This window comes from Dethiosulfatibacter aminovorans DSM 17477, from assembly GCF_900142005.1.
Taxonomy (GTDB): Bacteria; Bacillota; Clostridia; order Tissierellales; family Dethiosulfatibacteraceae; genus Dethiosulfatibacter; species Dethiosulfatibacter aminovorans.
On record NZ_FQZL01000004.1, the window covers coordinates 261,179 to 274,651 of the forward strand.

The 13,473-nt window shown below is 42.4% G+C and carries 11 protein-coding genes; 5 read left to right on the forward strand and 6 right to left on the reverse strand.

Annotated elements, in window-relative coordinates:
• The first annotated feature begins 25 nt into the window (after nucleotides 1-25).
• The gene (locus tag BUB05_RS01185) at nucleotides 26-1,471 is read left to right on the forward strand and encodes a sodium:solute symporter family protein (RefSeq protein ID WP_073045831.1); all 1,446 of its coding nucleotides are present in this window, start codon (nucleotides 26-28) and stop codon (nucleotides 1,469-1,471) included.
• 178 nt (nucleotides 1,472-1,649) lie between these two features.
• Here BUB05_RS01185 and BUB05_RS01190 read toward each other — a convergent pair whose 3' ends face one another.
• The 5 genes from BUB05_RS01190 to BUB05_RS01210 form a co-directional block, all read right to left on the reverse strand.
• Nucleotides 1,650-3,029, reverse strand: a complete 1,380-nt coding sequence (locus BUB05_RS01190; RefSeq protein WP_073045834.1) for an APC family permease — start codon at nucleotides 3,027-3,029, stop codon at nucleotides 1,650-1,652.
• Nucleotides 3,030-3,057: 28 nt separating this feature from the next.
• Nucleotides 3,058-3,756, reverse strand: coding sequence for a cysteine hydrolase family protein (locus BUB05_RS01195; protein WP_073045836.1), 699 nt, complete (start codon nucleotides 3,754-3,756; stop codon nucleotides 3,058-3,060).
• 195 nt (nucleotides 3,757-3,951) lie between these two features.
• Nucleotides 3,952-5,307 carry a sigma-54-dependent transcriptional regulator gene (locus BUB05_RS01200; protein WP_073045838.1) on the reverse strand — a complete coding sequence of 452 codons (1,356 nt, stop codon included), beginning with the start codon at nucleotides 5,305-5,307 and terminating at the stop codon, nucleotides 3,952-3,954.
• Nucleotides 5,297-7,603, reverse strand: a complete 2,307-nt coding sequence (locus tag BUB05_RS01205) for a HAMP domain-containing histidine kinase (protein WP_073045842.1) — start codon at nucleotides 7,601-7,603, stop codon at nucleotides 5,297-5,299. The genes BUB05_RS01200 and BUB05_RS01205 overlap by 11 nt, the downstream gene beginning before the upstream one ends.
• A 374-nt stretch (nucleotides 7,604-7,977) precedes the next feature.
• Entirely contained in the window at nucleotides 7,978-8,532 is a 555-nt protein-coding gene (locus BUB05_RS01210; RefSeq protein ID WP_073045846.1) for a methylated-DNA--[protein]-cysteine S-methyltransferase, read from the reverse strand.
• Between the two features lie 316 nt (nucleotides 8,533-8,848).
• On the opposite strand from BUB05_RS01210, the gene BUB05_RS01215 reads away from it, so the two are divergent.
• The 4 genes from BUB05_RS01215 to BUB05_RS01230 are packed head-to-tail and all read left to right on the forward strand — an operon-like array spanning nucleotide 8,849 to nucleotide 12,371.
• Complete coding sequence (locus tag BUB05_RS01215) at nucleotides 8,849-10,102, forward strand: 3-isopropylmalate dehydratase large subunit (protein ID WP_073045848.1); 1,254 nt, start codon at nucleotides 8,849-8,851, stop codon at nucleotides 10,100-10,102.
• Nucleotides 10,102-10,605 carry a LeuD/DmdB family oxidoreductase small subunit gene (locus BUB05_RS01220; RefSeq protein WP_073045851.1) on the forward strand — a complete coding sequence of 168 codons (504 nt, stop codon included), beginning with the start codon at nucleotides 10,102-10,104 and terminating at the stop codon, nucleotides 10,603-10,605. Before BUB05_RS01215 ends, BUB05_RS01220 begins: the two co-directional genes overlap by 1 nt.
• A 39-nt stretch (nucleotides 10,606-10,644) precedes the next feature.
• Nucleotides 10,645-11,892 (forward strand): 3-isopropylmalate dehydratase large subunit, encoded by a 1,248-nt coding sequence (locus BUB05_RS01225; RefSeq protein WP_073045854.1) that lies wholly within the window; start codon nucleotides 10,645-10,647, stop codon nucleotides 11,890-11,892.
• Nucleotides 11,892-12,371, forward strand: coding sequence for a LeuD/DmdB family oxidoreductase small subunit (locus BUB05_RS01230; protein WP_073045857.1), 480 nt, complete (start codon nucleotides 11,892-11,894; stop codon nucleotides 12,369-12,371). The genes BUB05_RS01225 and BUB05_RS01230 overlap by 1 nt, the downstream gene beginning before the upstream one ends.
• Before the next feature lie 71 nt (nucleotides 12,372-12,442).
• On the opposite strand, the gene BUB05_RS01235 is transcribed toward BUB05_RS01230, so the two are convergent.
• Complete coding sequence (locus BUB05_RS01235) at nucleotides 12,443-13,459, reverse strand: TMEM165/GDT1 family protein (protein ID WP_073045860.1); 1,017 nt, start codon at nucleotides 13,457-13,459, stop codon at nucleotides 12,443-12,445.
• Nucleotides 13,460-13,473: the final 14 nt, after the last annotated feature.

Genomic DNA, 13,473 nt, shown 5'->3' on the forward strand with positions numbered 1-13,473 from the left:
AGTAATTAAAAGCAGGAGGTATCCAATGGGTTTAGGTTTTTTTGATATGGCTATAATTGTTGTATATTTCATTTCAGTATTGGGGATAGGATTTATGTCTTCAAAAAAAATCGACTCCTTCGACGACTATGCAGTTGCAGGCAGACAGATACCTACAGCATTGCTTTTTGCAACAATGGCGGCCACTGCAACAGGTGGTGGAGCTACCATAGGAAGGGTTTCCTATGCTTATCATACAGGAATAGTCATTTTTTTTGTAACCATAGGATTTGTGTTGAACCAGGTGCTCACGGGAGTTTTCATTGCGCCAAAGATGAGAGAAATGGGCAACATATATACGGTCGGAGACATAATGGGCTACTATTACGGCAAGGCCGGTAGACTTGTAACCGGAATTTTCACATTTGTCTACAGTATCAGTATTTTCGGAGTACAGATACTTGCCATGGGAAAGATACTTCAGACCATAACCGGATTCGGACTTATTCCCCTGACTGTTGGAGCTTCCGCAATCGTCGTGCTGTACACTTGGGCAGGAGGAATGTGGGCAGTCATCTATACCGATGCTGTCCAGTTCATAGTACTTGCAACGGGAATCACCATGGCTGCTCTATTGACGTATTCAAGGGTTGGAGGTGGAGATGCATTGATGGCTGGGCTTGACGAGATGCATCTATCCATAACGGCAGGCTGGCCCATGCTCAAGTTGATTGCATTTTTCCTTACCTTCCTTCTTGGGGAAGCCCTTGCACCTTTTTATGTGCAAAGATACTTGACAACAAAAGACCCGGGAAGCACCAGGAAGGGAGTGACATTATTTGGACTTTATTACGGATTTTTCACCATATTGGCCATAGTCATAGGTTTGGCGGGAGTGATTCTGCTGCCGGATATCGATCCCGACATGGTCATGAGTACAGTGGTAAAGGAATTTCTTCCTACAGGCGTTGTAGGCATAGTTTTCGGAGCAATGCTTGCAGCAATAATGTCAACGGGGGATTCCATCCTGAACAATACTGCAGTGATCTTTACGAGAGACATATATCACAAGTTTATAAATGAAAAAGCAGATAACAGAACTATGCTTAAGGTATCAAAGCTTGTTACCATAATAGTGGGAGCAGGGGGAATAATTGCTGCCATCACGGTGCCAAGCGTTATGGACCTGATGATATATACCTACTATCTTTGGGCTCCCTCAATTATTCCGCCTATTGTCATAGCTCTTTTATGGGGGGATGCTCTTGAAAGGAAGGTTTCGCCTTATGCAGGTCTGCCGGCTATCGTTTCAGGCATGGCAGTCACATTGATCTGGGGTCCCATAGGGTTGGGAGAGCCAATGGGAGTACCTGCCCTTATTGCAGGAATAATCGCAAACCTCATAGTCTTTTCTCTGATGCAAGCCATTGCTGGCAGAAAAACGGCAACAGGCTATTTTAAACCTGAAGATATTGAAGAGGAGGTTTCGTGATGGTTTTTGATATAGTTGTATACTTTTCTGCCGCAGTAGTGCTTTTTGCTGTAGCAGCTACTATTGTAGGATGGGTGAAATTTTCCAGGGGTAGCTAAGGGGAAGAATATTACGATAAAAAGACCTCCCGGCAGAACTGATTGTCCTGCTTGGAGGTCTTTGGATATGGTTGGCTATTTTATTGTGCTGAGTCTATTTCAATCTGTTCCTTGTCATCCGGTGTAAGTATGTGTGCCGTCCAATTTTCAGGATCTGATTTTTGTTTTGCTTTAGCATATACATAGAATCCAAATCCTAATGCGAAGTACAGAAGAAGTACCATCCATGATGAGAAACTCATTGCTGCTGCACATGTGTAGATAATATATACAGTGAATAGAACACTTACTATGCCGATGAAGCTTCCTGCCTGTGCTTTGAAAGGTCTTTCCCAGTTTGGTTGTTTCTTTCTCAAAATCAGGAAGGATACTGCAACCATGAAGTATACCAGTCCTGCAGTTACTCCATAGATTGAATAGATATAGTTTATCCAGCTTTCAGGAGCGAATACTGTGAAGTATATTGACAATACTCCAACTGCCAGATTTGCTTTCCACGGCTGACCGTATTTGTTGATTGCTACAAGTTTAGATGTAAGCTGTCTTTGTCTGGCCGCACCGTATATTGTTCTCGATGCACTTAGCCAGAAGCCTGAAAGTGTTGTAATACAGGTTATTGTTCCCATTATTACTATAGCCAGTCCAAGCCAGTGCATTCCTATTATGTCTGCAACTCTCGGGTCGACTATGTCTGTTTCCATTACCCATTGAGATGTTACTATTCCACCTACTCCGAATACTGCAAGTCCATAAACAAGAAGTGTAAGTCCAAGGGATATGATAAATGTTTTCCATAGCTTTTTGGTAGGGAAGTTAGCTTCTTCAGCCAATTGTGGAATCAGGTCGAATCCCACAAATTTCATTATCAGAAGTCCAACTGCAGCTGAAAATCCTGTAAAACCGTTGGGGAACCAGCTTGGGCTGCTTGCAAGGTTTGCATAGCTCCAGCTGTCGCTTGTGATGAATGTAATTGAAGCAAATACCGATACGCAAAGTGTACTCCAGAACATAACGCTTTGAATTCTTGCCAGCCATTTTATTTCAAAATTGGTCAGAATATACCATAAAACCAGTATGATTGCGGCTATTACTTTAACCTGATTGAATTCAAGGGGATATATGTATCCTGACATTGTTGCAATTCCGTATGAAACTGTTGGCATTGCCATTACGTATAGAAGTATTAAAGCCCATCCCGAGAAAAATCCTATATCCCAGTTGAATGCATTTGAAATCCATACATTTTCGCCACCTGCAAAGGGAAGCATGGATGTCATTTCCGAATAAACCAGACACAATGGAAGTACGAATAATGCACATACCGCCAGTGCCAAGAAAGAGCCGGGACCGCTAAGTTCAAACCAATATTTGATTTCAACCATCCATGCTGCAATCATTCCACCGGCTGCCATTGCAATTACCTGATGCATTGACAATTCTTTTTTCAGTTGATTTGACATTTATAAATTCCTCCGTTATTTTATTTGTTTATTTGTTCTCCTCTAGAAGTTTTATTACTCCTTCAAGATCCGTTACCTGACAGTAGATGTTGTTCATGATTTTAAGTTCTGCGTCGTGCAGTTCCATTGTAGCGGCAGCACAGCAGTCTTCGACTACTATTACCTTGAATCCTTCGTCGGCAAGATCCCTTACAGTGGAAGCAACGCACTGGTCTGTCACAATACCTGTTACAACAACCGTTTTTATTCCCATGTTCGCGATAAGCTGGCTGTAGTTTGTACCAGCTAGAACGCTGTCTGTTGTTTTGTTTACGACTATGTCATCTTCCTCAGGTGTCAGTGGCTCAACCATCTGTGCTCCGAAAGACTTGACAGGTATCAACATTCCATTCCAGCCGGGAGTTTTCTGTACTGGGGACCTGTCTTCGCCATTGTTTTTCAGGCAGGCTATCCTTCCATATGTAACTTCCATGCTGTTGTTTCTGAAATAGTCGATCAGCTTCTTGTTGTTAGGTATTACAACATCGTGAAGTCTGTCAAAGTATGGTTCCCATCTGTCCCATTCGCCCATTTCCTTAAACATCTTTCCTTCGCCGTAGTCTTTAAGAACAAACTCATTCTGAAGGTCGACAACGAGCATGGCAGTTGTTGCCGGGTCTGGTTTTACTTTTGGTAGATCTTTTGCTGTTTCGTAATAGAACGAAACATATTTCCTTTCATCAAACATGATAAACCTCTCTTCTCTTTAAAATCTTTAAGAATATTTCCCGGGAATCTTATGACAATATAATAAGCAAGTATCATGCCAAAAAAAGTATTTTGCCCAAGAGTGAGTGTTTGCAAGGTGTGTGAGGAAGTAGGGTGAAATGCTGCAATAAAAAAGATGTTACCTTTCAGTAACATCCTTTACGCAAAATATACACTATTCATTTGATTTCAGATGGTATTTGTTGATTTTTTCGTAGAGGCTTTTCCGGGTCAGGGAAAGCAGCTCTGCTGTTTTGCTTACGTTCCAGTTGTTCATCTCGAGGGATTTTCGTATATAGTCCTTCTCGAAAATTCCTTTGGCTTCGGACAGATTGTTATTTAAGTTGATTTTGAGATCTTCTTTTTTTGAAATTCTGGAAGGCAGTTCATCGTAGATTATTTCCCCGTTCAATGAATATACCGAGAGCCTTTCTATTGCATTCCTTAACTCTCTAATATTGCCCGGCCATTCATAGTCAAGGAATTTATTGATAATTTCATCTGAAATTACAATGGGTTCTTTACAGAACTCTGCAGCAAACTTTTTCGAGAAATAGTCTATCAATAGCTTGATATCGGTTTTTCTTTCTCTTAAGGGAGGTATCCTGAGAGGAATGACATTGAGCCTGTAATACAGGTCTTCCCTGAATTTACCTTTGGATATTTCTTCCTCCAGGTTCTTGTTGGTGGCGGCAATAAGTCTGAAGTTGGAGGATATTTGAATGTTTCCGCCTACGCGCTCGAATGTTTTGTATTGAAGTACTCTAAGAAGTTTGGCTTGCATATCCATGTTCATTTCGCCGATTTCATCAAGGAAGAGGGTTCCTCCGTTTGCGATTTCAAACTTGCCGATTTTTCTTGCAATAGCTCCTGTGAATGATCCTTTTTCATGGCCGAATAGTTCGCTTTCAAGAAGTGTGGGACTAAGCGCCGCACAGTTTACCTTCACTATCAGATTGTCTTTTCTGCTGCTGTTGTCATGAATGCTTTGTGCCACCAGTTCTTTACCCGTACCGCTTTCTCCCAGTATCAATACATTGGAGTCGATTTTTGATATTATATTTATTTTATCCTTGATTATTTTTATTCCCGGCGAGTCACCGATGAACGAGTCGGCTGCAATGGTCAATGTCTCTTTCATGTACCTGTTCTGTTTGTCTATTGTTGCAATGCTTGTTGCCTTCTTTACTTCGATTACAAACTGCTCCACATCGAGAGGTTTCTGTATGTACGAAAAAGCTCCGAGTTTGACAGCTTTGACTGCATTTTCTATGGAACCTTCTCCGGTTATTACAATAATCGGTATTTCTTTGTTTATTTGTCTGATCCTGCTGATGAATTCAAGTCCTCCCATTTTGGGCATGTACATGTCGGTTATTATGAGATCGCAGTCGTAAGTTTCAATTAAATTCAAACCTTCCTCACCATCATTTGCCGTATGTACCGTATATCCTTCTTTTTCCAGAATTTTTCCGTATATGCCGGTGATTCCGGCATCATCATCAGTCAGTACAATATTGCTAGCTATCATGTGCATCACCTTCCCGTTTATTGAATATAAGCGTGAATTCAGTTCCTTCATCATCGCTTATGACTTTTATTGTACCACCCATCTTGTCCATCTCTCTTTTGACAATCCACAACCCAAGACCATATCCTTCTTTTCCTTTCGTTGAAAAGAATGGCTTGAATATCTTATCCATTATGTCTTTCGGAATTCCCGAGCCGTTATCGGCAATCCTGACCTCAACAGCATTCTCTCCCAGTGAACGAGTAGATATATCAAGCCTCGGTTCTTCTTTGGGGAGTGCCTGTACGGCATTTGATATGAGATTGATAAATATTTGTTTTAGGATGTCCCTGTTTCCATGAATCCTGGATAGCTCATTATCGTATTTTGTATTGATGATGATGCTGCTCCTCAGCATTGAGTGGCTTTCAATCAGGAGTACTTGCTCAAGGATTTTGTTGATATCGACAAGTTCTTCATTTTCTGTTGATTTTCTTGAAAAATCAAGAACATTGCTTATTATATTTTCAGCCCTTGTCACGCTTTCGTCTATCATGTGAAAAATCTCATTAATCTCGTCAGTAGTTTCCTTGCTGGACACAGATTCGGAAACTGTAAGTTTAAGCAGGTGTTCAGCACCTTTAATCACCATCAGTGGATTTTTGAGTTCATGGGTAACCCCTGCCATCATCTGACCTATTCCTGCCATTTTTTCTCTTTGTACCAGAGTCTTTTCCAGAAGGTATTTTTCTGTAATATTGCTGTTGAATACAACCCACTCCCTGACAGGCTCGCTTTTGGCTGTTATCGGGTAACTGGTGATTCTATGGAGCTGAGTCCCATTTGTTATTTCTCTGGTTATTTCCTCTGTCGATGAAAGCTTGTTTTTCAATGGACAGTTTTCACAGGAATCGGAACGGTTGAAGATTGACGAATAACATTTTTGCCCGATTATTTCCTTTCCTGTATCTGAAGGTTCTGATATTATGTCCATGCCCTTGTTGTTCATGAGAAGTATGTTGAAATCCTTGTCGATTTTCATCATGATCTGTGGATAACTATTAAACACAGCTTCCATTTCTTTTGTCTTGTATTTCATATTTTCAGTATATTCACTTATGGAATCGGTCATAGTGTTTATTGCACTTTCCAGTTCTCCTATTTCATCATTTGAACCGATATGTATTCTGGTTGAGTAATCGCCTGAAGTGATGGTGCGTGTATGTGTTACAAGTTTGCTTATGGGCAGGGAAATCAATCTGTAAAGAAGGATCCCAATTATTGTAAATATAAATATGGAAACAAAACTGATGAGCAGCAGATAATTTTTGTTTGCACCCGTGATATTTTTATACATGTCCCAGTTGACATCAATTCCAAGGGACCAGCCTGAATAGTCTATGTTTGAGTAGGCTATTGCATGCAGCTTTCCGTCTGTGTTGTTGATGTAATTTTTGAAATCATTATTTCCGTTTGCCATATCGAGAAGGATAGACTCGTATTCCTTGTTCTGGTTTTCGGTTATGAGGTTCATTGACAAGGGCATTCCCTTGTCCCTGCTAATTGCTTCTGATTCAGGATGGTATATCACGCTTCCCGAACTGTCGATGAGAAACGCAAAGCCCGAATCTGACAATCTGAAATCCGAAAGGATAGAGCTTATATCCTTTGATGTTACATCTGCCGACAATACTCCCAGAAACTCATCGTTGACGTAAACAGGGTATGAGCAGGTTATTGTCCATCCCTTGCCCAGCCAGTCCGTATAGGGAGTTGTCCATAAAAGCTGTCTGCCAGGGTTGTTTTCAGGCGTTGCTATAGAATAGTATATGTCGTTTTCAAAGTTGTGATCATATCCGAAACTGTCAAGGTTTGATTGAGGGGTCAGAAACATAAGGTTGTCAGGGGTAATGAAGTATATCCATCCCATGTCGGATAATCTGTTTCGGGCTGTTGCAAAGAGTGGAGTGATTTCTTCGAATTTCTCCATTGTTGTTTTCTGGTACTGGGTGATATTGTCCGGTGTAGGTATATAGATGCTGATGGTGCCTGCTTCGGAGTAAACGCTGCTTGTTGTTTCCTTTTCAAAGGTGAGTTCGATTAATTTTGCTAGATGAAGAATTTCGTATTCCACCCTTTTAAGGTCCTGGGAGAGTACAGTGCTTTTCTCTTCGACTAGTTTGCCAAGGCTTTCTTTTGAGAAATTTTCATTTTCCTTTTGTTCAACGCTGAAGTACAGTATGTTTACCCATACAAGGGGTATGATTCCGAGAAGTATAAAAATTAGAATGATACGTGTAATTATCGATTTGCTCATATTTCACCACCTAAAATTCCTAATTCAATTATATATTATAATATTGACTATGTGTTTAAAATAATGTATTTGATTCGTTTTTGATTTTTCATTTTATCACCTCAATGATTTTGAAGCAAAATCCGTGCCATCATATTTCTTGGAAATACGTTGAAATATCAATGCATATAAGTTGAGGCAAAGGGGGAGTGTTTACTTTGGGTGACAAAAGTGTTACTTAAAATATACAGAAAGATCTGATGGATTATGATTTTTTTGAAGAAGGGATTCCAACAATATCATATATTGGACTTCTGAAAATGAATAGTAATATTTCCTGGGAAATATAAAATGGTGAGCTCACTATGGAATTTTACATGATGAGCTCACCATTTTTATATTTTCAAACTTTCATGTTTCAGAAGTGCGGCTTTTTTGTCAAGACCGCCGGCATAACCGGTCAGACTGCCGTCTGCGCCAATTACTCTGTGGCAGGGTATTAGCAGTGAAATGGGATTGTGACCAACAGCACCTCCGACAGCCTGCGGAGACATTGATTCTTTCCCCTGTCGGGCTGCAACCCTGGCGCTGATTTCACCGTAGGTGGAAGTCTGTCCCATGGGGATCTTAAGGAGTTCGTTCCACACGGCCTGTCTGAATTCACTTCCTTCAGGACACAGGGGAAGGTCGAAGGACTTTCTTTTTCCTTCTTCGTATTCCATCATTTGGATATCGAATTGTTTTATGGTTTCCATTTGTCTGTCGACGCGAGCCTGAACAGCCGGAAAATCGCTGCTCGAATTTTCGGGAATGTCTTCAATCCAGCAGGCATCTTCAGGAATGTCAGGGAAGTACTTCTGCCCGTCGAACCACAAACCTGCAATATTAGCTTCAGCATCAATACAAACTGTTATGTCGCCCCATTTTGTATGTCGTTTAAAGTAGATCATTACTTCACCCCTTAATCTTTTTCTATAACATTTCTTGATTTCGTTATTAAAAGTATAGCACAAAAGACAATAAAAAACTCCTCGTTTTCAGACACGAAGGGAGCTTTAAGACTGAAATATGATTGGGGGATGATGAATGGGAAAATGTTTGAAGAAAATATTAATTTTTTGTAATTTACGGTTTTAATTTGTTCATAAATAGCATAAAATATATGTCACGGAATAGTTTCTGCAATAAGAGCGTTATATTTTCTGGATATATTTTTGAAAGGAGATTTGATTATATGAATAAATATGGAAAATACGGGGTGATATCATGGGCATGACAATGACACAGAAGATACTTGCTAAGGCGTGCGGCATGGAATCAGTCAAGGTTGGAGAGATACAGGAAATAGATGTTGATCTTGTAATGGTGACGGATGTAATGTTTCCACTGGTACCGGACATATTGGAGAGCATGAACTGCAAGAAGCCACACAGTCCCGAGGATGTACTGGTTGTAATAGACCACTATGCGCCTGCGCCAAATATAAGTTCTGCAAACCAGAACAAGTACACAAGGGAGCATGCAAAGAGATACGGCTTCAATGTAATCGAAAACCAGGGAGTCTGCCACACCATACTTCCGGACATGGGATATGTTTCACCGGGAAGCGTAATACTGGGCAGCGATTCACACACTGTGACCTACGGAGCCCTTGGAGCATTCTCGTCAGGACTGGGAACTACGGATATCACCGCTGCAATAGCTACGGGACATCTTTGGATGAAGATCCCCAGTGCAATAAAGGTTGTGCTGACAGGGAAGCCTGGAGACAATATCCAGGGGAAGGATGTAATACTCAATGTCCTTGGACAGATAAGCGCCGAGGGCGCGAGGTACAAGAGCATAGAGGTTGTCGGAGAAGGACTTAAGCATCTTGGCATAGACGACAGGTTTACAATCGCCAACATGGCAATAGAAGGCGGTGCAAAGAACTGTGTAATAGAGCAGGATGAAATTACAAGGGAGTACCTGGAAGGCGTTCTTAAAAAGGACTTCAAATTTGTAACAGCAGATGATGATGCTGAATACGACGAGATAATCGAAGTGAATCTAAGCGAACTGACTCCGCAGGTTGCAAAGCCGTCGTCTCCTGATAATGTGGTCCCTGTAAGCGAGATTGTTGGAACGAAGATCGATCAGGTATACATAGGGTCATGTACGAACGGAAGGATTTCGGACCTCAGAAAGGCTGCAAAAATCCTTGAAGGCAAGAAGGTACACGAGGACGTAAGGGTCTTCATAACTCCTGGATCGCAGGAAGTGTACATGAAGGCTGTGGAGGAAGGACTCATGAAGATATTCATAGATGCCGGAGCCTTTGTAAACGGACCGTCATGCGGTGCATGCTTCGGAGGACACTTCGGAATAATCGGAGACGGAGAGGTATGCCTGTCCACAACAAACCGAAACTTCGTTGGAAGAATGGGAAGCAAGAAGGGCCTTGTATACCTTTCATCACCCATTACGGCTGCAGCGTCTGCATTGACAGGAGTCATAACGGAATATCAGGAGGGCCTATAATGGAATTCAAGGGAAAAGTATACAAATATGGAAAGAACGTCGACACCGACGTGATAATACCGGCAAGATGCCTCACTACAAAGGTGGAAAGCGAACTTGCAAAGCACTGTATGGAGGATATCGATTCGGAGTTTGCATCAACTGTTGAAGACGGAGACATAATAATGGGAGATACCAACTTCGGATGCGGAAGCTCAAGGGAGCAGGCAGTCATAGCCATCAGGGGATCAAAGGTGAGGCTTGTTGCTGCGAAGTCCTTTGCAAGGATATTCTACAGAAATTGTGTAAACAATGGAATCTGCCCGCTGGAGATAGGCGATGATCTCTATGACAGGATAAACCACAAGGATGTAGTGTCCTTCAACATAACGACGGGCAAGTGTCGCAACCATACAACTGGAGAAGACCTTGCTTTCGAGCCCATGACCGGAAGGGTTCTTGAACTTCTCCAGGACGGTGGAATAATCGAATCCGTAAGAAAGGAAATGGCGGAAAAGGCATAGACGGACTGTAAACAATATCTATAGAGGACAGGTGAAAACATGAATGAAATAGAAAGAATCATTGCTAAACATGCCGGCGTCGACAGTGTGAAGCCGGGAGAAATAGTGGAAGTGGAAGTGGATCTGGTAATGACCAACGACGGAACTACGGCCCTTAACATAGACATATTCGAAAACCAGCTCGGATGCGACAAGGTTTGGGACAATGAGAAGCTCATAATGATAATGGACCACTATATACCCAGCAATACCATCGCTGCTGCAAACTCCCACAAGATAATGAGGGAATTCGGAGTGAAGAACAACCTTAAATATGTCTACGACGGAGTAGGAGTATGCCACCAGCTAATGCTTGAAAAGCATGTGGAGCCGGGACAGCTTATTATTGGAGCCGACTCCCATACATGCAGCTACGGTTCCGTAGGGGCCCTTTCCACCGGAATGGGATCCACTGACATCGCAGTGTCGTGGATGGATGGAAGGACATGGCTGAAGGTGCCTGAAACCATCAAGATCATACTTGACGGTGAAATACCGAAGGGCGTCTACGCCAAGGACATGATACTGAAGATAATTGCCGACATGACTGCAAAGGGAGCTACATACAAGGCCGTCCTTTTCGAGGGGACTGCGGTTGAGGCAATGTCCATATCTGAAAGGACCACTCTTTGCAACATGGTGATCGAGGCGGGAGGAAAGTTTGCATACATCAAGCCTGACGACAAGGTGAGGGAGTACATGGCTGCCCAGGGAAGGGAAGTCGACTTTGACGATGAAGAATGCACAGACGGAGAATACGAGCAGATCATAAACTATGATGTTTCGGAAATAGAGCCACAGATAGCATGCCCCCATACAGTAGACAATGTATGCGACCTAAGCGAGGTTGAAGGAATGGAGATTGATGAATTCTTCATTGGAGCATGTACCAACGGACGTTACGAGGACCTTGAGGTGGCAGCGGCCATACTTAAGGGAAAGACCATAGCGCCAAATGTAAGACTCATAGTTACTCCGGCATCAAGGGAGATATACAAGAAGGCGGCAAGAGAAGGACTCCTTGAGATATTCATGGACGCCGGAGCCATGATTTCAAATCCAAGCTGCGGTACCTGCTTCGGGTCGGAAGGTCTTCTTGGAGACGGTGAAAGGCTTCTTTCAACTGCCAACAGGAACTTTATTGGAAGGGTCGGAAGCAAGGACGGATTCATATACCTGGCAAGCCCTGCAGTAGTGGCTGCGTCGGCAATAACAGGAAAGATAAGCGATCCAAGGGAGGTGCTGTAATGAGCAAGGTAATAAAATTCGGAGACAACATAGATACGGATCAGATCGTTGCAAGCCAGCATCTGAGCCTGCCAAGCATAGATGCAATAAAGCAGTACACCTTCGAGCATCATGCCAATTTTACGGAAAACTTCAAGAGCGGAGACTTCGTAGTGGCAGAGGAGAATTTCGGATGCGGCTCGTCAAGGGAGCAGGCACCTGCAGTTCTGAAGGCCCTGGGAGTTGAAGCTGTAATCGCAAAGAGCTTTGCCCGAATATTCTTCAGGAATGCAATCAACCTTGGAATACTGGTGATCGAGTGCCCCGAGGCGGACAGGATTGACAACCTTGATGAAATATCAATTGACCTGGACAAGGGAAAGATAGTCAACAAGACAAAGAACGAGGAATATTCCATAGTTCCAATGACAGGATTTTTGAAGGAAGTACTGGATGCCGGAGGAATAGTGCCTTACAAGAAGGCCAGGCTGGAGAAGTAAATCTCATATTAAAAATTAAACATGTATGTAGACTACAAGAAAGGCTTTGCAGCAATCTGCAAAGCCTTTTCCTAATCCAACAGTTCCCGGAGCAATGCCATAACCGTTTCAAGCTCCCTTGTTTCATCGGAATTTCTTTCTATCTCCATTGCTTCCTCGGTAAGTCTTATGCAATCAATGACTTTTTCCTTGTCGAAGCTTTTTCCTGAAGTTTCAAAATCCTGGGACAAATAATCCAGTTCCATATCAGTTCCCAGCCTCAATCGGCATCTGACTAATGACTTGATGCAATCTACGGGACAATCAGGACCTTTGCAGTTTACACATGCTCCTGTACCAAGGCAGACTGAATCTATTTTTGAATTCATCAAAACATAGTATTCCTGGAGTTCTCTGAACCTTGCCTTGAGTGCGGATTCCATTCCCTGCCTTTTCATCCTGACAATGGAATAGGTTGACATTGCCAATGCCACAGATACTATCAACAGGAACAGTACAATGTTGGTTGTTGTAAGATATCTTACGGGAACAGAGTTGTATAGCTTAACCAGGCCTAATCCCATGAATATGACAGATGCAAAAATCTTAACTGTCAGCTCCGGAATCCTTCCGCCTATATATCGGCCTACTATTATACCAAGAAGTCCTGTGGCAAGCATTCCTGAAACAGTTCCCGCAAGGGTAAGAACCGGGACTGATGAATCTATTGCAAGTGCAACGGCGGTCAGCTGTGTCTTATCGCCGAGTTCGCCTATGAAAAATGCCACAGCCACAGTTAAAACAGGACCAAATCCCTTTGTTTTTCCGGAATCTTCATCATCCTCATCCTCAACTCTCAATGTCCATATGGAAAATCCCACAAAGGCAGCCCCTGCAATCATTTGTATTATTACTCCATCTATAAAGCTGGATATATATATTCCAAGAGCTATGGCAAGGCTGTGATTCAGGAATGCTCCTATTCCTATGCCGGTTAGTACGCTTATCAGTCTGTACTGTGTTGCAAAGGCCAGTGCAAGAAGTTGTGTCTTGTCTCCCATTTCAGCCAGGAATATCAGACTGAAGGCTTTAATAAATTCATTTATCATCGTTTGACCGTCCA

Coding starts and splice junctions, on each gene's coding strand:
- BUB05_RS01200 (WP_073045838.1), bottom strand. CDS start 5,307: ATGATAGCTAGCAATATTGTACTGACTGATGATGATGCCGGAATCACC.
- BUB05_RS01225 (WP_073045854.1), top strand. CDS start 10,645: ATGAATGAAATAGAAAGAATCATTGCTAAACATGCCGGCGTCGACAGT.
- BUB05_RS01230 (WP_073045857.1), top strand. CDS start 11,892: ATGAGCAAGGTAATAAAATTCGGAGACAACATAGATACGGATCAGATC.
- BUB05_RS01190 (WP_073045834.1), bottom strand. CDS start 3,029: ATGTCAAATCAACTGAAAAAAGAATTGTCAATGCATCAGGTAATTGCA.
- BUB05_RS01185 (WP_073045831.1), top strand. CDS start 26: ATGGGTTTAGGTTTTTTTGATATGGCTATAATTGTTGTATATTTCATT.
- BUB05_RS01205 (WP_073045842.1), bottom strand. CDS start 7,603: ATGAGCAAATCGATAATTACACGTATCATTCTAATTTTTATACTTCTC.
- BUB05_RS01210 (WP_073045846.1), bottom strand. CDS start 8,532: ATGATCTACTTTAAACGACATACAAAATGGGGCGACATAACAGTTTGT.
- BUB05_RS01235 (WP_073045860.1), bottom strand. CDS start 13,459: ATGATAAATGAATTTATTAAAGCCTTCAGTCTGATATTCCTGGCTGAA.
- BUB05_RS01195 (WP_073045836.1), bottom strand. CDS start 3,756: ATGTTTGATGAAAGGAAATATGTTTCGTTCTATTACGAAACAGCAAAA.
- BUB05_RS01215 (WP_073045848.1), top strand. CDS start 8,849: ATGGGCATGACAATGACACAGAAGATACTTGCTAAGGCGTGCGGCATG.
- BUB05_RS01220 (WP_073045851.1), top strand. CDS start 10,102: ATGGAATTCAAGGGAAAAGTATACAAATATGGAAAGAACGTCGACACC.